The organism is Vandammella animalimorsus, from assembly GCF_002285265.1.
GTDB lineage: Bacteria > Pseudomonadota > Gammaproteobacteria > Burkholderiales > Burkholderiaceae_C > Lampropedia.
On sequence record NZ_NSJB01000001.1, the window covers coordinates 73,337 to 99,160 of the forward strand.

Annotated in this window: 18 protein-coding genes and 1 tRNA gene; 11 read left to right on the forward strand and 8 right to left on the reverse strand. The window is 68.4% G+C overall.

Annotation, left to right across the window (positions count from 1 at the left end; all coding sequences use genetic code 11):
- Positions 1-220 precede the first annotated feature (220 nt).
- Positions 221-2,992: a methionine synthase gene (gene metH / locus CK625_RS00340; RefSeq protein WP_095538310.1), complete on the reverse strand. Its 2,772-nt coding sequence runs from the start codon at positions 2,990-2,992 to the stop codon at positions 221-223.
- An 81-nt stretch (positions 2,993-3,073) separates the two neighbouring features.
- Positions 3,074-3,523, reverse strand: coding sequence for a PACE efflux transporter (locus CK625_RS00345; RefSeq protein WP_095538311.1), 450 nt, complete (start codon positions 3,521-3,523; stop codon positions 3,074-3,076).
- 144 nt (positions 3,524-3,667) lie between these two features.
- On the opposite strand from CK625_RS00345, the gene CK625_RS00350 reads away from it, so the two are divergent.
- From CK625_RS00350 to CK625_RS00360, 3 genes are all read left to right on the forward strand, one after another.
- Complete coding sequence (locus tag CK625_RS00350) at positions 3,668-5,104, forward strand: Glu/Leu/Phe/Val family dehydrogenase (protein WP_095538312.1); 1,437 nt, start codon at positions 3,668-3,670, stop codon at positions 5,102-5,104.
- Positions 5,105-5,219: 115 nt separating this feature from the next.
- Entirely contained in the window at positions 5,220-6,608 is a 1,389-nt protein-coding gene (locus CK625_RS00355) for an efflux RND transporter periplasmic adaptor subunit (protein ID WP_095538313.1), read from the forward strand.
- A complete protein-coding gene (locus CK625_RS00360) occupies positions 6,599-9,760 on the forward strand; it encodes an efflux RND transporter permease subunit (protein WP_095538314.1) in 3,162 nt (1,053 codons plus the stop codon). Before CK625_RS00355 ends, CK625_RS00360 begins: the two co-directional genes overlap by 10 nt.
- Before the next feature lie 84 nt (positions 9,761-9,844).
- Here CK625_RS00360 and bktB read toward each other — a convergent pair whose 3' ends face one another.
- The 5 genes from bktB to tsaE all read right to left on the reverse strand — a co-directional run bounded on the left by bktB (position 9,845) and on the right by tsaE (position 14,446).
- Positions 9,845-11,029 carry a beta-ketothiolase BktB gene (gene bktB, locus CK625_RS00365; protein WP_095538315.1) on the reverse strand — a complete coding sequence of 395 codons (1,185 nt, stop codon included), beginning with the start codon at positions 11,027-11,029 and terminating at the stop codon, positions 9,845-9,847.
- Complete coding sequence (locus CK625_RS13820) at positions 11,026-11,187, reverse strand: hypothetical protein (RefSeq protein WP_172425036.1); 162 nt, start codon at positions 11,185-11,187, stop codon at positions 11,026-11,028. The genes bktB and CK625_RS13820 overlap by 4 nt, the downstream gene beginning before the upstream one ends.
- Before the next feature lie 187 nt (positions 11,188-11,374).
- Positions 11,375-11,929 carry a phasin family protein gene (locus tag CK625_RS00370; RefSeq protein ID WP_095538316.1) on the reverse strand — a complete coding sequence of 185 codons (555 nt, stop codon included), beginning with the start codon at positions 11,927-11,929 and terminating at the stop codon, positions 11,375-11,377.
- A gap of 289 nt (positions 11,930-12,218) precedes the next feature.
- A complete protein-coding gene (locus CK625_RS00375) occupies positions 12,219-13,784 on the reverse strand; it encodes an N-acetylmuramoyl-L-alanine amidase (protein ID WP_095538978.1) in 1,566 nt (521 codons plus the stop codon).
- A 104-nt stretch (positions 13,785-13,888) separates the two neighbouring features.
- Positions 13,889-14,446, reverse strand: a complete 558-nt coding sequence (gene tsaE / locus CK625_RS00380) for a tRNA (adenosine(37)-N6)-threonylcarbamoyltransferase complex ATPase subunit type 1 TsaE (RefSeq protein WP_095538317.1) — start codon at positions 14,444-14,446, stop codon at positions 13,889-13,891.
- A 78-nt stretch (positions 14,447-14,524) separates the two neighbouring features.
- Between tsaE and queG the strand changes: the two genes are divergently transcribed.
- Complete coding sequence (gene queG, locus CK625_RS00385) at positions 14,525-15,661, forward strand: tRNA epoxyqueuosine(34) reductase QueG (protein WP_172425037.1); 1,137 nt, start codon at positions 14,525-14,527, stop codon at positions 15,659-15,661.
- A gap of 134 nt (positions 15,662-15,795) precedes the next feature.
- Positions 15,796-18,264, forward strand: coding sequence for a YgiQ family radical SAM protein (locus CK625_RS00390; protein WP_095538318.1), 2,469 nt, complete (start codon positions 15,796-15,798; stop codon positions 18,262-18,264).
- 408 nt (positions 18,265-18,672) lie between these two features.
- Here CK625_RS00390 and CK625_RS00395 read toward each other — a convergent pair whose 3' ends face one another.
- Entirely contained in the window at positions 18,673-20,610 is a 1,938-nt protein-coding gene (locus CK625_RS00395; RefSeq protein ID WP_429001282.1) for a PHA/PHB synthase family protein, read from the reverse strand.
- A gap of 247 nt (positions 20,611-20,857) precedes the next feature.
- Here CK625_RS00395 and CK625_RS00400 point away from each other — a divergent pair.
- The 6 genes from CK625_RS00400 (at position 20,858) to CK625_RS00425 (ending at position 25,693) form a co-directional block, all read left to right on the forward strand.
- Positions 20,858-20,934, forward strand: a tRNA-Met gene (locus CK625_RS00400).
- A gap of 144 nt (positions 20,935-21,078) precedes the next feature.
- On the forward strand, positions 21,079-21,909 hold the full coding sequence (locus CK625_RS00405) for a TrmH family RNA methyltransferase (RefSeq protein WP_238945429.1): 831 nt from the start codon (positions 21,079-21,081) through the stop codon (positions 21,907-21,909).
- Positions 21,910-22,085: 176 nt separating this feature from the next.
- Positions 22,086-22,409: a hypothetical protein gene (locus CK625_RS13825; RefSeq protein WP_172425038.1), complete on the forward strand. Its 324-nt coding sequence runs from the start codon at positions 22,086-22,088 to the stop codon at positions 22,407-22,409.
- Positions 22,410-22,418: 9 nt separating this feature from the next.
- Entirely contained in the window at positions 22,419-22,973 is a 555-nt protein-coding gene (locus CK625_RS00415) for a DUF1566 domain-containing protein (RefSeq protein ID WP_095538321.1), read from the forward strand.
- A 184-nt stretch (positions 22,974-23,157) separates the two neighbouring features.
- Positions 23,158-24,735, forward strand: coding sequence for a murein biosynthesis integral membrane protein MurJ (gene murJ, locus CK625_RS00420; RefSeq protein WP_095538981.1), 1,578 nt, complete (start codon positions 23,158-23,160; stop codon positions 24,733-24,735).
- A gap of 94 nt (positions 24,736-24,829) precedes the next feature.
- Positions 24,830-25,693 carry a SirB1 family protein gene (locus CK625_RS00425; RefSeq protein WP_095538982.1) on the forward strand — a complete coding sequence of 288 codons (864 nt, stop codon included), beginning with the start codon at positions 24,830-24,832 and terminating at the stop codon, positions 25,691-25,693.
- Positions 25,694-25,824: the final 131 nt, after the last annotated feature.

The following is a 25,824-nucleotide window of genomic DNA, read 5'->3' on the forward strand; positions in this document are numbered from 1 at the left end:
GCCATTTTATTCTCTTTTTGAGCATAAATGGACCGCAAAAAGCCACGTGGCCGGGTGCGGGCGCAGTGGGTTTTTGCCGGTGTGGGTCAACACGCTGGCCGGGCACGGCCAGCCCCCGCCATCAAGGCCGGCGGGGGCGGTGTGGGGGGATGTGCGCGCCGATGTGGCGGGCGTGATCTAGCGGGCGATGTGCCGCGCCGTATGCCGCGCCGCTGTCTCGTCAGTGGCCCAGCACGGGCGCGAGCAGGCGGCGCAGTTCGTCCTCGGGCATGGCGCGGCGCTGGGCCATGTCTTGCAGTTGGTCCTGGCCGATCTTGCCCAGGGTGAAGTAGCTGCTCTCGGGGTGGGCGATGTAAAAGCCGCTGACGCTGGAGGCGGGCCACATGGCCAGGCTTTCGGTCAGGCGCATGCCGATTTCGTCGGTGCGCAGGGTCTCGAACAAGGCGGTCTTGGCGCTGTGGTCGGGGCAGGCGGGGTAGCCGGGCGCGGGGCGGATGCCCTGGTATTTCTCGGCGATCAGCTCCTCGTTGGAGAGCGCCTCCTGCGCGGCGTAGCCCCACAGGTCGGTGCGCACGCGCCAGTGCAGGTATTCGGCAAAGGCTTCGGCCAGGCGGTCGGCCAGGGCCTTGAGCATGATGGCCGAGTAGTCGTCCAGCGCGCGCTCGAATTCCTTTTCTTTTTTCTCGATGTCCAGCCCGGCGGTGACGGCGAACATGCCGGCGTAGTCGGCAATGCCGCTGCTTTTGGGCGCGACGAAGTCGGCCAGGCAGCGGCTGGGGCGCATGACGCCGCCCACGGCCTGCTTGGGCGCTTGCTGGCGCAGGCCCCACCAGGTCATCAGCGGCTGGGTGCGGGCCTCGTCGCGGTAGAAGACGATGTCGTCGCCCACGCTGTTGGCCGGGTACAGGCCCATGACGCCGCTGGCCTTGAGCCAGCGCCCGTCGATGATCTTGCGCAGCATGGCCTGGCCGTCGGCATAGACGCGCCGCGCCTCGACGCCGACGATTTCGTCGTCCAGGATGGCGGGGAAGGGGCCGGCCAGGTCCCAGGTCTGGAAGAACGGCCCCCAGTCGATGAAGCGCTCCAGCTCGCGCAAATCGATGTTGTGAAACACGCGCCGGCCCAGCGCACGTGGCGCGGCGGGGCGCCAGGCGCTCCAGTCGATGGGGGTGGCGTTGGCGCGCGCCTGCTCCAGCGGCCAGAGCGCGGCGGGCTTTTTGTTGGCGTGCAGTTGGCGCACGTGTTCGTAATCGGCCTGGGTTTCGGCGATGAAGGCGCTGGCGCTCTCGCCCAGCAGGTTTTGCGCAATGCCCACGCTGCGCGAGGCATCGGGCACGTAGACGACCGGGCCTTCGTAGTGCGGCGCGATCTTCACGGCGGTGTGCACGCGGCTGGTGGTGGCGCCGCCGATGAGCAGCGGGATGCCGCGCTCCTTGAACCAGTTGTCCTTTTGCATCTCCCCGGCCACGTACTGCATTTCCTCCAGGCTGGGGGTGATCAGGCCCGAGAGGCCGATGATGTCCGCGCCTTCTTCCTTGGCTTTGGCGAGGATTTCGTGGCAGGGCACCATCACGCCCATGTTGACCACTTCAAAGTTGTTGCACTCGAGCACGACGGAGACGATGTTCTTGCCAATGTCGTGCACGTCGCCCTTGACGGTGGCCATGACGATCTTGCCGTTGCTCTTGACCTGCGCGCCGCTGGCCTGGAGCTGGCGCTTTTCCTCCTCGATGTAGGGCACCAGGTGGGCCACGGCCTGCTTCATCACGCGCGCGGATTTGACCACCTGCGGCAAAAACATCTTGCCCTGGCCGAACAGGTCGCCCACGATGTTCATGCCGTCCATCAGCGGCCCTTCGATGACGTGCAGCGGCCGCCCGCCTTTGGCGCGAATGGCCTGCCAGGCCTCTTCCGTGTCCTGCACGATGAAGTCGGTGATGCCCTGCACTAGCGCATGCGCCAGGCGCTTTTCCACCGGCACGGGGTGTTCTGGCGTGCCGCGCCATTCGAGCTTTTTGCTCTCGTCCTTAGCCTGGCCCTTGGCGCTTTCGGCAATTTCCACCAGGCGCTCGCCCGCATCGGGGCGGCGGTTGAGGATCACGTCCTCCACGCGCTCGCGCAAGGTCGGCTCCAGGTCGTCATACACGCCAATCATGCCGGCGTTGACGATGCCCATGTCCATGCCCGCCGCAATGGCGTGGTAGAGGAACACGGTGTGGATGGCCTCGCGCACCGGGTCGTTGCCGCGGAAGCTGAAGGAGACGTTGCTCACCCCGCCCGAGACCTTCGCGCCCGGCAGGTTTTGCTTGATCCAGCGCGTGGCCTCGATGAACTCCACGGCGTAGTTGTCGTGCTCCTCGATGCCGGTGGCCACGGCGAAGATGTTGGGGTCGAAGATGATGTCCTCGGGCGGGAAGCCCACCTCATCGACCAGGATGCGATAGGCGCGCTCGCAGATCTCGATCTTGCGCGCAAAGGTGTCGGCCTGGCCCTTCTCGTCAAAGGCCATCACCACGGCCGCTGCGCCGTAGTGCTTGATGAGCGTGGCCTGGCGCTTGAACTCCTGCACCCCCTCCTTCATCGAGATGGAGTTGACCACGCCCTTGCCCTGGATGCAGCGCAGCCCGGCCTCGATCACCTCCCACTTGGAGGAATCGACCATGATGGGCACGCGCGCAATGTCCGGCTCGCTGGCAATCAGGTTCAGAAAGCGCACCATCGCCGTCTTGGAGTCCAGCATGGCCTCGTCCATGTTCACGTCGATGATTTGCGCGCCGTTGTCCACCTGCTGGCGCGCCACGGCCAGAGCTTCCTCGTACTGTCCGTTGAGAATCATGCGCGCAAAGGCCTTGGAGCCGGTGACGTTGGTGCGCTCGCCAATGTTGACGAACAGCGTGCCTTCGTCGATGGTCAAAGGCTCCAGCCCCGCCAGGCGCAGCGGCGGCAGGGCAGGGGGCGTGGCAGAAGATGCGGCAGGGGATGCAGCAGTCATGAAGGGCCTGTCAAAGTGGGGGGATGCGGGAAAGCCCGCAATTGTGCCAGCGCGCCGCCTGGCGGTTGGGCGCTGACTGGCTCAGCGCGCCTGCGCACCCTGAGGCGACTGGGCGGCTGCGGGCAGGCCGAAGATGCGGTCAAAGCACCAGGTGAAGACGAAGGTGTAGATGAGAAAGAACAGCATCAGGCCAAAGTCCATCACAAAGGCCTGCCACAGGCTCACGCCCAGCAGCCAGGCCAGCAGCGGCACCAGGAAGAAGATCAGTCCGCCCTCGAAGCCCAGGGCGTGGGCCAGGCGGCGCCGAATGCTGCGACCCTGGGTGGGCTGGCGCGCCTCCCAGCGCTCGAAGAAAGTATTGAAGATGTAGTTCCAGGTCACGGCAGTGACCGATGCTGCCACGGCCGCCAGCAGCGCGCGTTGCATGCCGCTGCTGCTCAGCAGCGCCAGCCCCCAGCTGGATACGGCAATGGCGATGGCCTCGTAGATCAGCACATAGACGATGCGGCGGCGTTTGCCCTGGAGTTTCATGGCGGCGGTTCGGTGGGGTCGGCAAAGCGCGAGACTGTAGCGCCATTGGCTGGGCTTTGCGCGCCGGTGGCATGGACAAGGCCTGACGCCGCGCTTATGCTGCCGGCCGTTGCGTTGACTATGTGTAGAGGTAAGGAGATCAATATGCCCCCTTCTGGCAAGAACAAGTCGGCAGCCAAGGATGCCGCGAAGAAAAAGGACAAGGACGCCAAAGGCCGCGCCAAGCGCGAGGCGAAACACGCTGCCAAGGCCGCCAAGGGCCAGGGCGCCAAGCCGGCGGCAGCGCCGTCGTCGCCACTGTCGCAGCAGCATGCGCTGCCCTCGTATCTGGATCCGGCCCACCTGGGCCCCTGGGGCATTTACCTGAAGCAAGTCGATCGCGTCACGCCCTACCTGGGCCATCTGGCCAAGTGGGTCGAGACGCTCAAGCACCCCAAGCGCTCGCTGATTGTGGACGTTCCCATCGAGCTCGATGATGGCTCGGTGGCGCATTTCGAGGGCTATCGCGTGCAGCACAACCTCTCGCGCGGGCCGGGCAAGGGCGGCGTGCGCTTTCACCAGGATGTGACCCTCTCCGAAGTCATGGCCTTGTCGGCCTGGATGTCGATCAAGAACGCGGCCGTGAATGTGCCCTATGGCGGTGCCAAGGGCGGCATCCGCATCGACCCGCGCCAGTATTCGCAGGCCGAGCTCGAGCGCGTGGCGCGCCGCTACACCAGCGAGATCGGCCTGATCATCGGCCCGAACAAGGACATCCCCGCGCCGGACGTGAACACCAATGAGCGCACCATGGCCTGGATGATGGACACCTACTCCATGAACATCGGCGCCACGGCCACGGGCGTGGTCACCGGCAAGCCGGTGGAGATTGGCGGCTCACTGGGGCGGCGTGAGGCCACCGGGCGCGGCGTGTTCACCGTTGGCGTCGAGGCGGCCCGGCTCATCGGCCTGGACATCGAAGGCGCGCGCGTGGCCGTGCAGGGCCTGGGCAACGTGGGCGGCACGGCTGCGCGTCTGTTTGCCGAGGCCGGCGCCAAGATCGTCGCCGTGCAGGACCACACAGGCTCGCTCTACCGCGCCAGCGGGCTGGATATGGAGGCCTTGCTGGCGCATGTGCGCGACAGCGGCGGCGTGGGCGGCTTCAAGAAGGCCGACAAGCTCAGCGGTGATGAATTCTGGGGCGTGGACTGCGACATCCTCATCCCGGCGGCGCTGGAAGGGCAAATCACCGAAGACAATGCGCCGCGCATCAAGGCGCGCATGGTGATCGAGGGCGCCAACGGCCCGACCACGCCCGGCGCCGATGACATCCTGGATGACAAGGGCGTGCTGGTGCTGCCCGACGTGATTGCCAACGCAGGCGGCGTGACGGTGAGCTACTTCGAGTGGGTGCAGGACTTCTCCAGCTTTTTCTGGACCGAGGACGAGATCAATCAGCGCCTGGTCAAGATCATGAAGGACGCCTTCCACGCCGTCTGGCAGGTGGCGCAGCAGCACCAGGTCAACCTGCGCACGGCCACCTTCATCGTGGCCTGCTCGCGCATCCTGCTCGCCCGCGAGCTGCGCGGCCTGTATCCTTGAGCGCCGCCCGCCGCCGTGCGGGCTTTGGCTTTGTTCGAGAACCTCTGCACTACCCGGCGCCAGCCGCTGGGGTGGTGCAGAGGTTTGCTTTGTTTTCTTGCCTTGTCGGTGTGCCATGCGGCCCTTGTTGCGCAAAACCCTGTTGCTGATCGTTCTGCTGCTGTCGCTGCTGCTGGCCTGGTGGCTGCAGCGCCCTGAGGGGCAGGCATTGCTGGCGCGCACGCTGGGCTGGCAGGCAGCGGGCAATACTGCGGCAGGGCAGGGGGAGCGGCCATCTGCAGGGCCTGCAGCGCCCTTGAAGCCTGGGCCGCAGGCCAATGCATCGGCCAGTGCCCCGGCCTTGATCGAGGTGGCCCAGGCCATTGGCCGGCCGCTGCGCGATGTGGCGCAGGCCACTGGCACACTGCGCGCGCGCCAGAGCAGTGCGCTGCGCCCGCAGGCCAGCGGTCGGGTACGCGCCATCCACTTCCGCGAAGGCCAGCCGGTGCGCAAGGGCCAGTTGCTGCTGCAGCTGGACGATCGGCTCGAGCGCGCCCATTGGCAGCAGGCCCAGGCCGAGCTGGAGCTGGCCCGCGCCAACCACGGCCGCAGCCGCGAGCTGGTGCAGCGCGGCTTCATCAGCCGCGCCGCGCTCGAAGAAAGCGCGGCCAAGCTGCAGATCGCCCAGGCGCGGCGTGATCTGGCCCAGGCCCAGCTCGAGCGTCTGCGCATTCAGGCGCCGTTCGACGCAGTGGCCGGCCTGGCCGATGTGCACGTGGGCGACTACGTGCGCGAAGGCGAGGTGGTGCTGCAGCTGCAGGATTTGGATGTACTGCTGGTGGACTTCCGCCTGCCTGAGCGCGTGGCCGCGCAACTGGCCGTGGGCCAGGCCGTGCAGCTGCGCTTTGACGCGCTGCCCGGCGTGCAGCGCCAGGCCACGGTACAGGCCATCGACCCGCTGGTCGATGCGCAAGAGCGTGCGCTGGCATTGCGCGCGCGCCTGCCCAACCCTGACCGGCAGTTGCGCCCGGGCATGTCGGCCCAGGTGGAGCTGGTGCTGCAAGAGCGCGCCCAGGCCGTGCTGGTGCCAGAGCAGGCTGTGCTGAGCAATGCCCAGGGGCCAGCGCTGATCCGGGTGCAGCCCTGGCAGGCCCAGGCGCCCACGCCGCAGGGCGATGGCCGCATGGGCTGGCCGCCGCAGACGGTGTTTCGCACCGAGCGCCTGCCGGTGCAACTGGGCCAGCGCCTGCCCGGCTGGGTGGAGGTGCGCGGTGAGGGCCTGGCAGTGGGCGATGTGGTGATGGTGGCCGGCCAGCACCGCGCCAACCGCTCGGGCCAGCGCGTGCGCATCCGCTGGGCCGAGCCTGAGCCGCCGCCGTTGCCCAATCACGCCAACCCCAGTCCCCATGCCGGCTCCAGCCCCGAGGCGGGCCAGGACACCGCGTCCGGTGCAACGCTCGGCGCAGCGCCCGCGCCTGGGCAGCCGCTGCGCCACAGTGCCATGCGGGGTGTGCCATGGGCCTGAGCGAGCTGTCGGTGCGCCGGCCGGTGCTGGCCACGGTGATGTCGCTGCTGCTGGTACTGGTGGGGCTGGTGAGCTTTTTCACGCTCACGGTGCGCGAATACCCGCGCACCGACGAGCCGGTGGTGACGGTGCGCGCCAGTTACAGCGGCGCTTCGGCAGCAGTGGTGGAGTCGCGCGTGGCCAAGCCGCTGGAGGACTCGATCGCAGGCATCGAAGGCGTGGACGTGATCAGCTCCATCAGCCGCGCCGGGCAAGCGCAGATTACCGTGCGCTTCGTGCTGGAGAAGGATCCGGACAGCGCCGCTGCCGAGGTGCGCGACCGCGTCGCGCGCGTGCGCGCCCGCCTGCCGGCGGAGATTGACGAGCCGGTCGTGGCCAAGGTCGAGGCCGATGCCACGCCGGTGATCTGGCTGGCCTTCAGCTCAGCGCAGCGCAGCCCGCTGGAGATCAACGAGCTGATGCTGCGCATTGCGCGCCCATTGCTGCAAACCGTGCCGGGCGTGGCCGACACGCCCATTTTTGGCGAGCGCCGTTACGCCATGCGCGTCGCGCTGCAGCCCGAGCGCATGGCCGCGCACGGGCTGACGGTTGAGGAGATCGAGAGCGCCATCCGCGCCAGCAATCTGGAGCTGCCCGCAGGGCGCATCGAATCGCACGAGCGAGAGCTGAACGTCGTCTCGCACACCGAGCTGGCCACGCCCAGCCAGTTTGCCGACATCGTGCTGCGCCATGGCGCGGGCCTGAAGCTGCGCCTGGGCGACGTGGCCCAGGTCGAGGAAGGGCCGGCCAGCCTGCGCAGCCGCGTGCGCTTCAATGGGCAAGAGGCCGTCTCCATGGGCATCGTGCGCCAGGCCACGGCCAATCCGCTGGAGGTGGCCGCAGGCATTCGCCAGGCGCTGCAGCGCCTGCGCGCCGAGCTGCCCGGCGATGTGCAGGTCACCATCGCCAACGACAACGCGGTGTTCATCGAGCGCTCCATCGCCAGCGTGTACGCCACCATCGCCGAGGCTGTGCTGCTGGTGGTGCTGGTCATCGTGCTCTTGCTGGGCTCGCTGCACGCGGCGCTGGTGCCCATCGTCACCATCCCCATCAGCCTGATCGGCACCTTTGCGCTGATGGCGCTGGCGGGCTTTTCGATCAATACGCTGACGCTGCTGGCCATGGTGCTGGCCATTGGCCTGGTGGTGGACGACGCCATCGTCATGCTGGAGAACATCCACCGCCACATTGAGGCCGGGCAGCGGCCCTTTGAGGCCGCCATCGCGGGCGCGCGCGAGATCGGCTTTGCCATCGTCGCCATGACGCTGACGCTGGCGGCCGTCTATGCGCCGCTGGCCTTTACGCCAGGGCGCACCGGGCGGCTGTTTGCCGAGTTCGCGCTCACGCTGGCCGGGGCCGTGCTGGTCTCGGGCTTTGTGGCGCTGACGCTCTCGCCCATGCTGTGCGCGCTGCTGTTGCGCCCCCATGCCCAGGCCGGGCGCTGGGCGCAGGCCGTGCAGCGGGCGCTGCGCGGGCTGGAACGCGGCTATGCAAGCGTGCTGGGCTGGACGGTGCGCACACGCGCCGAGGCGGCCGGGCAGGCTCCGGCCGCCGCGAAAGAGACAGCGCTCGCGCCGCCACCGGCTGCATCAACCTTGCTGGCTGCAGCGGCGCAGCGACCAGTCTGGGCCGGGCGCATGGCCGTGTTGCTGGCCATGCTCGGCTGCGGTCTGGCGCTGGCCTGGCTGTATCCGCGCCTGCCGGCCGAGCTGGCGCCAATGGAAGATCGCGGCACGCTGCAGGTGCGCATGAGCGCGCCCGATGGCGCTTCGCTGGACTACACCGACCGCTATGTGCGCGAGGCCGAGGCGCTGGTGCGGCGCCACCCGGAGTTCGATCGCGTTTTCGCCAGCGTCGGCAACCCCACGGTGCAAAACGGCACGCTGATCGTGCGCACTGTGGACTGGAGCGAGCGCGAGCGCGGCATCGAGGCGCTGGCCGCGCAGGTCGGGCAGGACATGCGCGAGGTGCCGGGCGTGTTCAGCTTTCTGAACACGCCGCCGCCGCTGGGCATGGGCTTTAGCAGCCGGCCGCTGCAGTATGTGATCCAGACCACCGGCAGCTACGAGCAACTGCACGAGATCGTGCAGCAGTTCATGCAGGCCATGCGCGAGCACCCGGCCATCGACAGCCCGGACGTGGATCTGCGCCTGAGTGCGCCGCAGCTGCGCATCGAGGTCGATCGCGAGCGCGCGGCCGATCTGGGCGTGCAGCCGGCCACGGTGGCGCGCACATTGGAGAGCCTGCTGGGCGGGCGCATCGTCACGCGTTACAAGAAAGGCGCCGAGCAGTACGACGTTTGGGTGCAGCTGGCGGCGCCGGCGCGCGCCACGCCAGAGCAAATCGGCCGCATTCAGGTGCGCAGCGCCCAGGGCGCGCTGGTGCCGCTGTCGGCGCTGCTGCGCAGCGATGAGGGCGCGGCGCCGCGTGAGCTCAACCACTTCGGCCAGCGCCGCTCAGCCACGCTGACTGCGCGCATCGCGCCCGGCCACACGCTGGGCCAGGCGCTGGACTTCATGGATGAGCTGGCCGCACGCACTTTGCCGGCTGGCCAGGGCTATGCCACGGCTTTGAGCGGCGCATCGCGCGAGTACCGCAGCGCCCAGGGCGCGCTGACGCTGGTTTTTGCGCTGGCGCTGCTGTTCATCTACCTGGTGCTGGCGGCACAGTTCGAAAGCTTCGTCGATCCGCTGGTCATCATGGTCTCGGTGCCCCTGTCCATGGTGGGCGCGCTGCTGGCCCTGTGGCTCAGCGGCGGCACGCTCAACGTCTATTCGCAGATCGGGCTGATCACGCTGGTCGGGCTGATCACCAAGCACGGCATCCTGATCGTTGAGTTTGCCAACCAGATGCGCCAGCAGGGCATGGCGCTGGCGCAGGCCACGCGCACTGCCGCCGTGCAGCGCCTGCGCCCCATCCTGATGACCACGGCCGCAATGGCGCTGGGCGCACTGCCGCTGGCCCTGGCCAGCGGCGCCGGGGCCGAAAGCCGGCGCCAGATTGGCTGGGTCATCGTTGGCGGCATGGGCCTGGGCACGCTGCTGACGCTGCTGCTGGTGCCCACGGTCTATTTGCTGCTGGCGCGCCGCCGGGTGCCGGGCGCGCGGGCATGAAAAAAAGCCACGCGGGCCTGGCGGCTGCGTGGCTTGGCTGTGCAGTGCGCCCTGGAGCGCTTTGAACAGTCTCTCAGATCACATTCACATGCGTTCGAAGATGGCGGCAATGCCCTGGCCGCCGCCGATGCACATCGTCACCAGCGCATAGCGGCCGTTGATGCGCTGCAGCTCGTGCAGGGCCTTGACGGTGATCAGCGCGCCGGTGGCGCCGATGGGGTGGCCCAGCGAGATGCCCGAGCCGTTGGGGTTGACCTTGGCCGGATCCAGTCCCAGATCGCGCGTGACGGCGCAGGCCTGGGCGGCAAAGGCTTCGTTGGCCTCGATCACGTCCAGATCATTGATGCTCAGGCCGGCTTTTTGCAGCGCCAGCTTGGAGGCGGGCACCGGGCCGATGCCCATGTACAGCGGCTCCACGCCAGCGTGCGCATACGCCACCAGGCGCGCCATGGGCTTGAGGCCCTTGCTCCGGGCGGCCTTGGCCTCCATCAGCACCACGGCGGCGGCGGCGTCGTTCAGGCCCGAGGCATTGCCGGCCGTGACGCTGCCGTTTTCCTTGACGAACACGGGCTTGAGCTTGCCGAAGTCCTCCAGCTTGGCGCCGGCGCGGAAGTGCTCGTCGGTGTCGAACACCACCTCGCCCTTGCGGGTCTTGATGCTCACGGGCACGATCTGGTCCTTGAAGTAGCCGCCGGCGGTGGCGCGCTCGGCTCTCTGGTGGCTCTCCAGCGCCAGCTGGTCCTGGTCCTCACGACTGATGCCCCACTTGGCGGCGATGTTCTCGGCCGTCACGCCCATGTGGACGGTGTTGAACGGGTCGTGCAGCGCGCCGACCATCATGTCCACCAGGCTCACGTCGCCCATGCGCGCGCCCCAGCGGGTGTTGAGGCTGGCGTAGGGTGCGCGGCTCATGCTCTCGGCGCCAGCGCCAATGGCCACGTCCGCATCGCCCAGCAAAATGCTCTGGCTGGCCGAGACGATGGCCTGCAGGCCCGAGCCGCACAGGCGGTTGACGTTGAAGGCCGGCGTCTCGATCGGGCAGCCGCCTTCGATGGCGGCCACGCGCGAGAGGTACATGTCGCGCGGCTCGGTATTGACGACGTGGCCGAACACCACATGGCCCACATCCTTGCCTTCGAGCTGCGCACGCTTGAGCGACTCCTTGAGCACCAGCGCGCCCAGCGCGGTGGGCGGCATGTCCTTGAGGCTGCCGCCATAGGTACCGATGGCAGTGCGCACGGCACTGACGACCACGACTTCACGACTCATTGTGTATTCCTTTGCTTGAGGTTGAAAAACAGCGCGGCCTTGCTCGGCGTGTGCCCCATGGGCGGCGCATGCGCAGGCCCGCATCGATCCGCTGCATGCGCATCGGCTCGGCCTGCGATGATGACACGAAAAGTCAGGACCACAGCGCGGGTTTTCATGCAGGCCGGCCTTGCAATAGGTGTTCGCAGGGGGCGCTCGCAGGGGGCGCTGCAGGGCGCCCGGGCAAAAAAAAGCCCGGCGCGGGGCCGGGCTGAAGGGATCCATGAAAATGGTTTCGAAAGGATCCAAGGAGACAACTTGCAGGTGGGCGCCCGGCCTGGGGCCAGGGCGCGCGCACCGGATGGATTACGAGCGGCGGCGCGCAGCAGCGGCCGACTTGGCGGCGTTGGTGGCGCTTTCGGTCACGGCGTTGAAGTTGGCCTGGGCCACGTCGGAGGCCTGCTTGACGGTTTTCTGCACCGATTCGAAGGCGTTGTTGGCTGCCGAGATGGCGCTGCGCACCACGGCCACAGAGGCTTCCGTGCCGACCGGGGCGTTCTTGGCGGCGCTTTCGACCAGGTTGTTCACGGCCTGCTGGGCTTCGGCAGTGCGCTCTTCCACCAGGCGGTTGATTTCCTGGCCGCTTTCCGAAGCGATTTCGTACAGCTGGCGGCTGTAGTTGGAGACTTTCTCTGCCAGGGGCTGGAAGATGCTCGACTGCAGAGCGGCCAGTTCCTGGGCGTCCTTGATGGACAGCACGGCCTGGCTGTGCTTGGCCGCATCGTTCAGGGCTTCGCGCGAGACCTTGACGTTCAGCTCGATGAGCTTTTCCACGCTTTCGAAGGCCTTGTTGGTCAGGCCGAACAGCTGCTCGATGTTGGCCTTGTGGGCAGCCAAGATTTGCTCAGGGGTCAGTGCCATTTTTCTCTCCCGATATGGATGTTGACGAGGGGTTGATGAGGATGGGTGCTGGCACGGACGCCGGGCGTTGGAATGCTTGTGGGTGGCCTCGGGCGTGGGCACGTGAGCGTTGGGCCACTGTGGGGCGCGGGCTCATTGTGCAATGCAGCATGGCCGCGATTATGCGGCTGCCGCACCGGGAGTTCAAGTGTTTTTGCTGCGGTGCAGCAAATTAATCGATACAAAATGTATCTGGGCTAATGAAGGGGGGCTGCGGGCCGCGCCGGCCCTGCAGCCGCCGCAGCCGCCGCTACAGCCGGCGCACGCGCGCCAGTGGTGGGTGGTTGCGCAGGTAGGTCACGACGCCGGCGGCAATGGCGTCGGCGATGCGCCCCTGGTGCTGGGGGGAGTTGAGCAGGCGCTCCTCGTCCGGGTTGCTGATGAAGCCGGTCTCGATCAGCACGCTGGGCGTGTCGGGCGAGCGCAGCACGGCGAAGTTGGCCTGCTCGACGCTGCGCTTGTGCATGTGGGCGAACTGGGCCAGCTGGGCGGCCATGTAGCGCCCGAGCACCAGGCTGTCGCGGATCTGCGCCGAGGTGCTCATGTCGGCCAGCATGCTTTGCACGTGGCGGTCGCGCGAGTGGATGTTCAGCCCGCCCACGGCGTCGGCCTTGTTTTCGTGCGCGGCCAGCATGCGCGCTGCGGTGCTGGTGGCGCCGCGCTGGCTGAGGGCGTAGACGCTGGAGCCGCGCGCGCGCCGGTTGAGTGCGGCGTCGGCGTGGATGCTGACGAACAGGTCGGCCTGCACGCGCCGCGCGCGCTCGACGCGCGAGGCCAGCGGCACGAAGAAGTCCCGGTCGCGCGTCATGTAGGCCTGCAGCGGCACGCCGTTGACGCGCAGCCGGTTGATGCGCTCGCGCACCTGCAGGGCAATGGCCAGCACGACGTGTTTTTCATAGCTGCGCGCCGGGCCGATGGCGCCCGGGTCTTCGCCGCCGTGGCCGGGGTCCAGCGCCACGATGTAGATGCGGTCGGTCTGCTGGCGCGTGGCCGGCGGGCTGGAGACGGGCGGCGGCGCGGGCGGGCGTGGCGCAGGCGCTGGGCTGGGCCGGGGCGCTGGCGGCGGCGCCGGGCGCGGCGCAGGCGTGGGGGCCGGGGCGGGCCTGGGGGCTGGCGCGGGCGGGCGCGTGCCATGCTGGCCAAACCACTCGTCCAGCGCATCTGGCCCGGGCGCTGGCTTTGGGGCCGGAGTAGGGATTGGCGTTGGCGCAGGCGTTGTCACAGGCGTTGGCGGGGCTTCGACGCTGGGCGCCTGCGCCAGGGTGCGCAGGCGCTCGTCGATGAGCTGGGCCATGGGGTCGACCCGCTGCAGCGGGTACAGATCGAAGACCAGCCGGTGCCGGTAGGGCGCAATGGGCTTGAGGGTGAACACCTCCGGGCGCACGCGCTGTTTGAGGTCGATGACCATGCGCACCACGGTGGGCGAGTGCTGGGCAATGCGGATGGCGGCGATGTTCGGGTCGTCGGACTTCACGCGCGTTTCCATGTTGCGCAGCTCTGGCCCCAGGCGCAGGTTCTTGATGTCCACGTACAGGCGCGGCGGGTTGGCGACCAGATCGTGCTGGGCCTCGAGCTTCTGATCCGACTCGATGGTCACGCGCGAATACTCGGGCGCGGGCCAGATGCGCAGCGCAACGATGCCTTTCTTGTTGCCCTTGGCGGCCGTTTGCGGGTAGTGCCGCTGGCTGATCTGGGCAAAGGCCATGTGTTCCACGCCCAGCGTGCACAGCAGGGCGCCGGCGCGCAGCAGGCTGCGGCGGTCCCAGCGCCGCGGCTGCGGGGCCGGGGCTGGTTGCGCCTGCGGCGCTGCCGGCATGGGGGCCGGGCTGGCAGCCAGGGGCAGGGCGTGATTGGGTGCGGGGGGGAGCGTGGCGGCGGCTTCGGCGCGGGCGGCGGTGGGCGCAGGCGGGGTCGGTGGGCTCATAGCGCGCATTGAAGCATATTTTTCGCCAATGCCTGGCCGGCTGGGCTGTAGGCCAGCAGCGCCAGCTGGCGCTGCTGCGGCTGCTGCGGCACGAATTGCAGATGCAGCGCCAAATCGGGCTGGGGCAGGCCGGCGCCGGCCTTTTGCGGCCACTCGATCAGCTTCAGCCCGGGGCCCTGCACGGTCTCCAGCAGCCCCGAGTCCAGCCATTCCTGCGGGGTTTCAAGGCGGTAGAGGTCAAAGTGGTGCACCTGGCCTGGGGGCTGGTCTAGGGCGTAGCTCTCCAGCAGCGCGTAAGTCGGGCTTTTGATGCGGCCGCGCACGCCCAGCGCGCGCAGCAGGTGGCGCACCCAGCTGGTCTTGCCCGCGCCCAGCGCGCCGTAGAGGTGGATGCTGGCCTGCGCCAGCGCCTGGCCCTGCGCGGCCAGGGCCTGCGCCAGGCGCTCGGTGGCGGCCTCGTCGGCCAGGGCGATGCTGGCCTGGGCCAGCGCGGCGGCGGTGGGCGGGTGCTCGGCGGCGGGCAGGGCGGCGGTGGCTGGGTGGTTGGCGGACATGGAAAGCGGGCTGACAGATGCGATCGGGCGGGCAATGACCGGGCGGGGCGCCCCCAGGCATTGCCTACAATTTTCCGCATGGCAGCAGAGCATGAACTTGTGCAGCAGATCCGCCAGTGGGCGCGGCAGCTTGGATTCTCGCAGATCGGTGTGGCCGGCATCGACCTCTCGGATGCCGAGCCCGGGCTGCTGGCCTGGCTGGCGCAGGGCTTTCATGGCGAGATGCACTATATGGAGCGCCACGGCCTCAAGCGCGCGCGGCCGGCGGAGTTGGTGCCCGGCACGCTGAGCATCGTCACTGCCCGCATGGACTACTTGCCGCCTGGCACGCCGCCGGGCTGGCAGGCGCTGGAGCTGGCGCGCCTGCAGCAGCCGGGGCAGGCCGTGGTGTCGCTGTATGCGCGCGGCCGCGATTACCACAAGGTGCTGCGCCAGCGCCTGCAAAAGCTGGCAGAGCGCATCGCCCAGGCCGTGGGGCCGCTGGGGCACCGGGTGTTCACCGATTCGGCGCCGGTGCTGGAGGCCGAGCTGGCCAGGCGCAGCGGCCTGGGCTGGCGCGGCAAGCACACGCTGCTGCTCTCGCGCCAGGCCGGCTCGATGTTCTTCCTGGGCGAGATCTTCCTGGATCTGGCCCTGCCGCCCACGCCGGCGACCAGCGCGCACTGCGGCGCCTGCCGCGCCTGCATGGACATCTGCCCGACCCAGGCCATCGTCGCCCCGGGCCAGGTCGATGCGCGGCGCTGCATCTCCTACCTGACGATTGAGCACCCCGGCCCCATCCCCGAGCCGCTGCGCCCGGCCATGGGCAACCGCCTGTACGGCTGCGACGACTGCCAGCTGGCCTGCCCGTGGAACAAGTTCGCCCAGCCCAGCGTGCTGGCCGACTTTGCCGCGCGCCCGGCGCTGCAGCAGGGCGATCTGCTGCATCTGCTGGGCTGGAGCGAGGCCGAGTTCCTGCAGCACACCGAGGGCAGCCCCATCCGCCGCATTGGCTACGCGCGCTGGCAGCGCAACCTGGCCGTGGTCAGCGGCAATGCGCTGCGCGCGGCGCAACTGCCCCAGGCCCTGGCGCGGCTGCTGTGCCAGCACCTGCAGCGCATGGCGCAGGATCCGGCCGGCGACGCCCTGGTGCGCGAGCACGCGGCCTGGGCGCTGGCGCAAGCAAGGCCGACAGCAGCGACTCGGCCTGACACAACCCCGGATAAGCAGGGCTGACAACCCCAGCCTTGCACCCATTGGGCTGCGCCGCGCTACCATCATGGCCTTTCCTGACGCCTGCGCGCAGGCCATCCAGACCAACGCTTTCAGCCGCCTTCAGCCGCTTTCAGCCAGCCGCTGGGCAACGCCCCATGAATGCCCCCATCGATGTTTCCTTTTTCCCGCGCCATGCCAAGCCATTGAGCGCCTACAAGCCCTATTGGGCCAAGCGCTTTGGCACCGCGCCTTTTTTGCCCATGAGCCGCGCCGAGATGGAGCAGCTGGGCTGGGACAGCTGCGACATCATCCTGGTGACGGGCGATGCCTACGTGGACCACCCCAGCTTCGGCATGGCCGTGATCGGCCGCGTGCTGGAGGCGCAGGGCTTTCGCGTGGGCATCATCGCCCAGCCCGACTGGCACAGCGCCGAGCCCTTCAAGGCGCTGGGCCGGCCCAACCTGTTCTGGGGCGTGACGGCGGGCAACATGGATTCGATGATCAACCGCTACACGGCCGATCGCAAAATCCGCAGCGACGACGCCTACACCCCCGGCAACGTGGGCGGCAAGCGGCCCGACCGCGCCGCCATCGTCTACAGCCAGCGCTGCCGCGAGGCGTACAAGGACGTGCCCATCATCCTGGGCGGCATCGAGGGCAGCCTGCGCCGCATCGCCCACTACGACTACTGGAGCGACAAGGTGCGCCGCTCCATCGTGGTGGACAGCAAGTGCGACCTGCTGCTGTACGGCAACGCCGAGCGCGCGCTGGTGGAAGTGGCGCACCGCCTGGCGCGGCGCGAGCCGGTGGTGCAGATCACCGACGTGCGCGGCACGGCCTTCGTGCGCCGCGCGCAGGACGAAGGCCAGCACTGGTGGGAGCTGGACTCCACCGATGTGGACAGCCCCGGCCCGGTGGAGCCGCGCATCAACCCCTACCTGACCGTGGGCGAGCAGGCGGCCCAGGCCGGCCAGGCGTGCCAGAGCGGCCAATATGCCCCAAGCGATGCCCTCAACGATGCCCAGCCAGGCCAGCCCGGCGAGGGGCAGGGCAGCGCCGGCCAGGCCGGCGGCGATCGGGCCGATGTGCGGCCCGTGCAATTCATGCCCAACCCGGCGCTGGCCGCGCGCAAGAACTCCCGCGCCCTGCCGCTGCGTGAGCGCACCGTGATCCGCCTGCCCAGCTACGAGCAGGTCAAGGCCGACCCGGTGCTCTACGCCCACGCCAACCGCGTGCTGCACCTGGAGACCAACCCCGGCAACGCCCGCGCGCTGGTGCAGCGCCACGGCGAGGGCGCGGCCGCGCGCGACGTGTGGCTCAACCCGCCGCCCATCCCGCTGACCACGGCCGAGATGGACCACGTCTTCGGCCTGCCCTACGCGCGCAGCCCGCATCCGCGCTATGCCGATGAACAAGGCAGCCACGATGGCGCGACCAAGATCCCGGCCTGGGAGATGATCCGCACCTCGGTGAACATCATGCGCGGCTGCTTTGGCGGCTGCACGTTTTGCTCCATCACCGAGCACGAGGGCCGCATCATCCAAAGCCGCTCGGAGGACTCCATCATTGGCGAGATCGAGCAGATCCGCGACAAGGTCCAGGGCTTTACCGGCATCATCTCCGACCTGGGCGGGCCCACGGCCAACATGTACCGCCTGGGCTGCCGCTCGCCCGAGATCGAGGCCGCCTGCCGCAAGCCCAGCTGCGTTTACCCCGGCATCTGCCCCAATCTGCACACCGACCACGGGCCGCTGATCCGCATCTACCGCCGCGCGCGCGGTCTCAAGGGCATCAAGAAAATCCTCATCGGCTCGGGCCTGCGCTACGACCTGGCCGTGCAATCGCCCGAATACGTCAAGGAGCTGGTGCAGCACCACGTGGGCGGCTACCTGAAGATCGCGCCCGAGCACACCGAGGCCGGCCCGCTGTCGAAGATGATGAAGCCCGGCATCGGCACCTACGACCGCTTCAAGCAGATGTTCGAGCGCTACAGCGCCGAGGCCGGCAAGAAGCAGTACCTCATCCCCTACTTCATCGCCGCGCACCCGGGCACCAGCGACGAGGACATGATGAACCTGGCGCTGTGGCTGAAGAAAAACGGCTTTCGCGCCGACCAGGTGCAGACCTTCTACCCCAGCCCCATGGCCACCGCCACGGCCATGTACCACTCCGGGCGCAACCCGCTCAAGCGCGTGCGCCGCTGGATGCAGGACAAGAGCCAGGAGCAGGTGGACATCGTGCGCGGCGAGAAGCGCCGCCGCCTGCACAAGGCCTTTTTGCGCTGGCACGACCCGAACAACTGGCCGCTGCTGCGCCAGGCCCTCAAGGACATGGGCCGCGCCGACCTGATCGGCAACGGCAAGCAGCACCTTATCCCCACCTGGCAGCCGCTGACCGACGGCAGCTACCAAAGCGCGCGGCGCAGCAACTCCACCCCCAGGCAAAAGCTGCAGCAGCGCCGCGCCGATGCCGGCGCGGGCAGCGCCAGGCCCGGCGGCCCCAAGCAGAAGGCCGCTGCCGGCCGCGCCCCCCAGCGCAAGCCCCAGGCGCAGCGCGGCAGTGCGCCCCGGCCCGGGCGGCTGCTGACCCAGCACACCGGCCTGCCGCCCCGGCCCGGCAAGTAACGGGGTAAGGCCAGGCTAGAGCGTGTTCTGCGCGAGCGTTGACAAATCCAAGACCTGGGCGCTGACGGGCATCTCAATCTCGCAGGCGGCTCTCGTCATGCCCGCGAAGGCGGGCATCCAGCGCCGCCCTTGCGCACGAGAGGAGGGGATTGGCCAACGGCAGCGCCGCCCCGTCAGCGTCGCCCCTGTCAGCGTCGCAACTGGACACCCGCCTTCGCGGGTGTGACGAGAGAAGGCGGCGCTTGCAGGAAATGTCTTCATCAGAATCGAAACCGCTCTATGCCAGGCCAGGCCGGGCGACGCGCGCCGTCGTCAGAAAAGCTGCTTGGAGCCACAAAAAAACGCCTGCCCGGTCAAGGGCAGGCGTTGCTGCGAGCTCAGCACAGTGGCGGCAGGCTTTCAAACCCCTCAGGCGCGCTGCTTGACGTAGCTGCCGGGGGCGGGCTCCAACACCTTGTAGGCGCTGCCCTTGCCCGGCTTCTTCGGCGCCGGGATTTGCTTGCCGGCGTGCTCGGCCAGCCATTGCGCCCAGTCCGGCCACCAGCTGCCGGGCTGTTGCTCGGCCGTCTCCAGCCACTGGCTCCAGTCCTTGGGGTATTGGCCGCTCTCGCTCTTCCAGTAGTTGCGCTTGCCGCGCGCCGGCGGGTTGATGACCCCGGCGATGTGGCCCGAGGCGCCCATGACGAAGCGCTTGGGCCCGGTGAAGACCTGGGTGCTGGCGTAGGCGCCGCGGATGGGCACGATGTGGTCCTCGCGCGAGCCGTAGATGTACATCGAGGCCTTGATCTTGCTCAGGTCGATGGCCTCGCCGCAGACCGTGGCCTGGCCGGGCTGCACCAGGCGGTTTTCCAGATAGGTGTTGCGCAGGTACCAGGCGTAGAACGGGCCGGGCAGGTTGGTGCCGTCGCTGTTCCAGTACAGCAGGTCAAAGGGCGGCGGGGTCTCGCCCTTGAGGTAGTTGCCCACCACGTAGTTCCACACCAGCTCGTTGGGGCGCAGAAAGCTGAAGGTGGTGGCCAGATCCTGGCCGCGCATCAGGCCGCGCTGGCCCATTTGCATTTCACGGAACTGCACGACGTTCTCGTCGATGAAGATGTCCAGGATGCCCGTTTCGCTGAAGTCCACCAGCGTGGTCAGCAGCGTGGCGCTGTGCACCGGGTGCTGGCCGCGCGCGGCCAGCACGGCCAGCGCCGTGGTCAGGATGGTGCCGCCGACGCAAAAGCCCAGCGCGTTGATGGTCTCGGCGCCGGTGATGTCCTGCACCGCCTGGATGGCGCGCATGGCCGCGTGCTCGATGTAGTCGTCCCAGGTCTTGGTGTCCATGCTCTGGTCGGGGTTGCGCCAGCTGACGACGAAGCAGCGGTGCCCCTGGGCAACGGCGTACTCGATGAAGGAGTTGCCCGGCTGCAAATCCAGGATGTAGTACTTGTTGATGCACGGCGGCACCAGCAGAAAAGGGCGCTCGTGCACCTTGGCGGTGGTGGGCGTGTATTCGATGAGCTGGAAGAACTCGTTCTGGAACACCACCGAGCCGGGGGTGATGGCGATGTTGCGGCCCACTTCGAACTGGGCCTCGTCGGTCATCGAGATGTGGCCGCGCTGGATGTCCTCCCACATGTTCATCAGGCCCTTGGAGATGCTCTCGCCCTTGCTGCTCAGGGCCTTGACCTGTGCGTCCGGGTTCAGCGCCATGAAGTTGGTTGGCGCGGCCGCGGCCAGCCATTGATCGACGGCGAACTGCAGGCGCGCGCGCGTCTTGGGGTCGGTCTCGGTGATCTCCACCAGCTTTTGCAGCGCGCTGGAATTGATCTGGTAGAGCGCGGCCGTCATGGCCGCCGGGCCATTTTCCAGCCAGGCCTGGCTGGAAAAGCGCCTGTCCGAGCGCAGCACCTCGCCCAGATCCTTGGTCTCGCTTTGGGCCAGCTGCGAGATCTGCGCCAGGTACTCCTGCTGCAGCGTCTGCAGTTTCTGAGGGGCGATGAACAGCCCGGTCAGCGGCGCGGCTGCAGCGGCCTGGCCGCCTGGCTGGGCCGGCATGAACGGGGCCAGAAAGCCCATGGGGTTGCCCAGCATGCCCATCATGGCCTCGGGCGTGAAGGGCGCTGCCTGGGGCGGGCCCTCTGGGCGCTCCTGTGCATCGGGCGTGGCTTGGGTCGCCTTGGCCGCCTTGCTGGTTTTGGCTGGCCGGGCGCCGCTGGCTGCGGCGGCCAGCGGCGCCTGCATGGCCTGCTGGGTCCATTGCATCCACTGGCCGAACGCGGCCTGCTGCAGCTGCTGCAGCTGCGCCCAGTAATCGGCCGGGCCTTGGCCGGGGGCAGCCTTGGGCTGGGCGTCGTGCTTGCTCATGGATGAAGTCTCCTTGTCGGTGGGTATGTTGAACATGCTGGGCAAAGGCCTTGCCAAGGCTTGTCGTCAAGTGTGCGGCAGCGGGCCCATCGGGCGCGATCATAGAGAGCGCGGCAGGGCGCATTCAAGTGGGAAAACCCCGGGCAACAGGCCCCTGAAGGCCGCTGCAGGCCGCGCCGGCAAGAAAATCCCGCAGCTTGCCCGCCAGGGGCAAAAACTGTGTCTATAATCTCGCTTCTTTGCTGATGGCGCATTAGCTCAGTTGGTTAGAGCGACGGAATCATAATCCGCAGGTCCGGGGTTCGAGTCCCTGATGCGCCACCAAATTCCAGGGCTTGTAGAGTTGATCTACAAGCCCTTTTGTTTTGGGCTGCGCTTTGCTTTGTGAAAAGCGCAGCCCTTGCCTGCACATCCCAAAGCGCCTGTTGAAGCATCTCGGTGCGAGCTGAACAAGTGAGCCCTCCATCGGTGACCCCCATCGCCTCGCGCGAGAACGCGCAGGTCAAGCTCTGGCGTCGGCTGGCGCAGCAGAGCAATGCCTATCGCAAGCACGGCCAGCTCTGGCTGGAAGGCGAGCACCTGTGCGCCATGGCGCAGCAGGCGCGCCTGCCGGTGCAGGCGCTGGTGCTCTCGCGCACACGCTGGGAGGGCGGCGAGCTGGCGCAATGGCTGCCGCCGCAGGGCGGCAGCGCGCCAAGCTGCGGCCAGGCGCGGGTCTTTGTGCTCGAAGACGGCCTGTTTGCCCACGTCAGCGGGCTGGAAAGCCCGGCCGGCCTGGCCTATGTCGCGGCCTGGCAGGCGCAGACCCGGCCCGTGCCGGGCCTGGCGGCGGTGGTGCTCGATCGCCTGCAGGACGCGGGCAACGTCGGCGCCATCCTGCGCTGCGCGGCGGCCTTCGGCTTTGGCCAGGTGCTGGCGTTGGAAGGCACGGTGGCGCTGCATTCGCCTAAGGTGCTGCGCTCCGGCATGGGCGCGCACTTCAGCCTGCACCTGCTCGAGCAGGCCACGCTGGAGCAGGTGCAGGCGCTGCAGCTGCCGCTGCTGCTGACCAGCTCGCACGCCGGCCAGTACCTGCACCAGGCCCGGCTGCCCTGGCCCTGCGCCTGGGTGCTGGGCCACGAAGGGCAGGGCGTGGCCCAGGCCCTGGCGCAGCTGCCGCACCAGCCGCTGCGCATCGCCCAGCCCGGCGGGCAGGAGTCGCTCAACGTTGCCGCGGCCGCGGCCATTTGCCTGCACGCCAGCGCCGTGAGCGCGCTGGGGCCTGGGCCGCAGGGCTCAGCCAGCACGCTGCAGGCGTGAGCTTTTGGGGCTGGGGGTGCCAGGGCGCGCCGCCTTGCCCGGCAGTGGCCGCGCGCTCATACGGCCAGACGGCCAGGCGGCTGGGCGGCAGGCAGGGTTTTCCTGATGCGAATTGCACAAAAAACAGGCTGCCGCGCCGGTTGCAACTGCTTGCATCTGACTACAATTGCTGCCCTATGAATACTTGGGAACTGGCCGCAGCACGCAGCACGCAGCACGCAGCACGCAGCACGCAGCACGCAGCACGCAGCACGCAGCACGCAGCACGCAGCACGCAGCATTGGATGCGTGTTTGGGCAAAGTTCCTTGCCTGCAGGCGAAAACTTCCTCGCCCGTCGTCGTTGTCATTGCCCGATTCCGGCCACGCCTGGCGCGTCGCCGGTTTTTTTGTGCATTTTTTCGGCGCTTTGCCGATTGCCCCAAGCCAGCGCACCTGGCGCTGGCTGAACGCCGTGGCCCGCCCGGCCCTTGCAGACACTGCCCCTCTACCTAAAGAGTGAGACCGCCCCATGCCTGAGCAGCACACCACCTCCTTTGCATCCGTTGCCGAGCGTCTGGCGCGACAGCGCCAGCACGGGCGCGCTGCCATGGCGGCGCTGGCCTTGGCCGCCGCCGCCGCACCTGCGCTGGCGACATGCCCCAGCAATGGCAAGCCAGGGCATTTTGAGCCTGTGCCCGAGAGCAACGGCGCCGAGGTCAGGGACACGGCCACCGGCCTGATCTGGAGGCGCTGCAGCGAGGGCCAGAGCTGGAGCGGCGCCTCCTGCGTCGGCACATTCAGCCGGATGACCTACGACGAGGCCATGGCCCATGCCGAAGGGCAGCCAGATGGGCGCTTGCCCAACCTGAAAGAGCTGCAGAGCCTGGTGAGGCGGGAGTGCGCAAACCCGGCCATTGACGCGGATGCCTTCCCGAATACGCCCGGCACCTGGTATTGGACGAGGACGCCCCATGCCGGCAGTTCTGCCGATGCCTGGATCGTTGGTTTCTATGAAGGCGGCTTTGCCGATTACTACTACCAAAACTTCCGCGGTGCGGTGCGCCTGGTGCGAACCGCGCGGTGATGCCTGTAGCCTGTGGGGCGGCCTGGCCGCCCTTGTTTTTTGTGGCCGGCGCTGCCGTGGTGTGCGGCCGGCGCACGGCGTGCGCCTTGCCGCCTTGCCTACAATGGCCGCCCGCATGCTGCCGCTTGCCAGGCGGCATTTTTTTGATCTTTTTCGCGCCGCACTGTGCTGGGGCGCTGCTCTTGTGTCTCTTTTCAAAGCTGCTTCCACGGTGTCCTTGCTGACGCTGGCCTCGCGCGTGACCGGGCTGGTGCGCGATCTGTTGATGGCTGCCGTCTTTGGCGCCAATGCCCTGACCGATGCCTTCAATGTGGCGTTTCGCATTCCCAATCTGTTCCGGCGTCTGTTTGCCGAAGGGGCCTTTAGCCAGGCCTTTGTGCCGGTGCTGGCGGCCACGCGGGCGCAGCAGGGCGATGCGGCCACGCAGCAGCTGATCGACCGGGTGGCCACGGCGCTGCTGTGGGTGCTGCTGCTGTTCAGCGCCCTGGGCGTGCTGGCCGCGCCGCTGCTGGTGTGGCTGCTGGCCAGCGGCCTGCAGCAGGACGGCAGCTTCGACGCTGCCGTGCGCATGACGCGCTGGATGTTCCCCTACATCGCCTGCATGTCGCTGGTGGCGCTCTCGGCGGGCATTCTCAATACCTGGAAGCGCTATGCGGTGCCGGCGGCCACGCCGGTGTTGCTCAATCTGTGCATGATCGCCGCCGCGCTGGGGCTGGCGCCGGCGTTCGCGCGCGCGGGCATCGAGCCGATCTATGCCATGGCCGCAGGCGTCATGGCCGGCGGGCTGCTGCAGCTGGGCATCCAGGTGCCGGCCTTGTTGCGCATGGGCCTGCTGCCGCGCCTGGCACTCAGCCCGGCGGGCATCGCCCAGGCCTGGCGCGACAGCGGCGTGCGCCGCATCCTGGCACTGATGGGCCCGGCGCTGCTTGGCGTGGGCGTGGCGCAGATTTCGCTGATGATCAACACGCAGATTGCCTCCTACCTGCAGGCCGGCAGCGTGACCTGGCTGTTCTATGCCGATCGCCTGATGGAGTTCCCCACGGCCTTGCTGGGCGTGGCGCTGGGCGTGGTGCTGACGCCGCGCCTGGCTGCGGCCCAGGCCGCCGGCGATGGCGCGCAGTACTCGGCCATGCTCGATTGGGGGCTGCGCATGGTGGTGGCGCTGGCGCTGCCCTGTGCCGTGGGCCTGCTGTGCTTTGCCACGCCGCTGGTGGCCAGCCTGTTTCACCACGGCGCGCTGCGCGATGGCGATGTGCGGCAGATTGCGCTGGCCCTGATGGGCTATGGCGCGGGCCTGCTGGGGCTGGTGGCCGTCAAAGTGCTGGCGCCGGGCTACTACGCCAGCCAGGACATGCGCACGCCAGTGAAGGTGGCGGTGGTGGTGCTGGTGTTGACGCAATGCCTCAACGCGCTGCTGGTGCCGCAGCTGGCCCACGCCGGGCTGGCGCTGTCGATTGGCATCGGGGCGCTGTGCAATGCCCTGTGGCTGCTGCTGGGCCTGCGCCGCCGCGGCGCCTACCGCCCCGCGCCGGGTTGGTGGCGTTTTGGCGGCCAGGTGCTGGCGGGCCTGATTGCGCTGGCGCTGTTCCTGCTGTGGGCGGCGCAGTCGCAGGATTGGCTGGCGCTGCGCGCCGCGCCGGGCTGGCGCATTCTGCAACTGGGCTGGATGCTGCTGGCGGCCGTGGGCGTGTACTTTGGTGTGCTGCTGGCCAGCCGCTTTGACTGGCGCGCGCTGCTGCGCGGGCCGCGCCAGTGGGATTGAACCTCGCACCCAATACTGCGCTCGGGTTTGGCGCAGCAGGCCAGGGGCTATTGCTACACTGACTGGCCCCTGGTTCGTCTTGCCTGCCTACGCCATGCCGCCCTTGAACCTGCTTCCCCCCACGCCGCTTGAGTACTTTGCCAGCCTGGTGCAGTCGGATCGGGATTTCCCGCTGCTGGAGGCCGCAGCCAGCCTGGCGCACGATGAGTACCCGGAGCTGGATTTGCAGCAGGTGCTCTCGGAGGTGGACCGCCTGCATGCGCGCCTGCGCCAGCGCCAGGCCGGGCGCGGCATCACGGCCGGCTCGGTGCTCGAGCGCATCCAGGGCCTGAACCGCTTCTTCTATGGCGAGCTGGGCTTTGCCGTCAATCGCAACGACTACTACGACCCGGAGAACAGCTACCTGCACCAGGTGCTGCAGACGCGCCGGGGCATCCCGATCTCGATCGGCGTGCTGTGGCTGGAGCTGGCGCGCGGCCTGGGGCTGGATGCGCATGGCGTGTCCTTTCCGGGGCACTTCATGCTCAAGGTGCTGCTGCCGCAGGGGCAGGTGATTCTCGATCCGCTCACGGGCCGGTCTTTCTCCAGCGAGGACTTGGCGCAGCAGCTGCAGGGCCAGCTGCCCAGGCTGGCGCTCTACAGCGACGAGACCTTGCCGCTGGGCCTGTTCCTGCAAAGCGCCACGCCGCGCGAGACGATTGCGCGCATGCTGCGCAACCTCAAGGAGATCTTCCGCGTCCAGGGCGATGCCCCGCGCGCGCTGGCCGTGCAGCAGCGCCTGGTGGTGGTGCTGCCGCAGGACTGGGGCGAGCTGCGCGACCGCGGCTGGGCCCACGATGCGCTGGGCCAGGCCCAGCCGGCCATGGCCGATTTGCAGGCCTACCTGGAGCACAACCCCCAGGCCCCCGACGCCCGGGAGGTCGGGCTGCGGCTGCAGCAGCTGCGCGCGCAGACTTGAGAGACTGTCTTCAAAACCCTCGCGCCTGGCTCATCCCCCAGAGTTGAGCGGCGCTGCCCACGCGACAGGCCTTGCGCCGATCGCGCTGCGTTCTGCGCGGCGCGGCCCTCAAAGCCCTCTACACTTGCGCA

Bases quoted from the DNA above. Each gene is read 5' to 3' on its own strand.
- metH (WP_095538310.1), bottom strand. From the start codon at position 2,992: ATGACTGCTGCATCCCCTGCCGCATCTTCTGCCACGCCCCCTGCCCTG.
- CK625_RS00345 (WP_095538311.1), bottom strand. From the start codon at position 3,523: ATGAAACTCCAGGGCAAACGCCGCCGCATCGTCTATGTGCTGATCTAC.
- CK625_RS00350 (WP_095538312.1), top strand. From the start codon at position 3,668: ATGCCCCCTTCTGGCAAGAACAAGTCGGCAGCCAAGGATGCCGCGAAG.
- CK625_RS00355 (WP_095538313.1), top strand. From the start codon at position 5,220: ATGCGGCCCTTGTTGCGCAAAACCCTGTTGCTGATCGTTCTGCTGCTG.
- CK625_RS00360 (WP_095538314.1), top strand. From the start codon at position 6,599: ATGGGCCTGAGCGAGCTGTCGGTGCGCCGGCCGGTGCTGGCCACGGTG.
- bktB (WP_095538315.1), bottom strand. From the start codon at position 11,029: ATGAGTCGTGAAGTCGTGGTCGTCAGTGCCGTGCGCACTGCCATCGGT.
- CK625_RS13820 (WP_172425036.1), bottom strand. From the start codon at position 11,187: ATGAAAACCCGCGCTGTGGTCCTGACTTTTCGTGTCATCATCGCAGGC.
- CK625_RS00370 (WP_095538316.1), bottom strand. From the start codon at position 11,929: ATGGCACTGACCCCTGAGCAAATCTTGGCTGCCCACAAGGCCAACATC.
- CK625_RS00375 (WP_095538978.1), bottom strand. From the start codon at position 13,784: ATGCCGGCAGCGCCGCAGGCGCAACCAGCCCCGGCCCCGCAGCCGCGG.
- tsaE (WP_095538317.1), bottom strand. From the start codon at position 14,446: ATGTCCGCCAACCACCCAGCCACCGCCGCCCTGCCCGCCGCCGAGCAC.
- queG (WP_172425037.1), top strand. From the start codon at position 14,525: ATGGCAGCAGAGCATGAACTTGTGCAGCAGATCCGCCAGTGGGCGCGG.
- CK625_RS00390 (WP_095538318.1), top strand. From the start codon at position 15,796: ATGAATGCCCCCATCGATGTTTCCTTTTTCCCGCGCCATGCCAAGCCA.
- CK625_RS00395 (WP_429001282.1), bottom strand. From the start codon at position 20,610: ATGAGCAAGCACGACGCCCAGCCCAAGGCTGCCCCCGGCCAAGGCCCG.
- CK625_RS13825 (WP_172425038.1), top strand. From the start codon at position 22,086: ATGAATACTTGGGAACTGGCCGCAGCACGCAGCACGCAGCACGCAGCA.
- CK625_RS00415 (WP_095538321.1), top strand. From the start codon at position 22,419: ATGCCTGAGCAGCACACCACCTCCTTTGCATCCGTTGCCGAGCGTCTG.
- CK625_RS00425 (WP_095538982.1), top strand. From the start codon at position 24,830: ATGCCGCCCTTGAACCTGCTTCCCCCCACGCCGCTTGAGTACTTTGCC.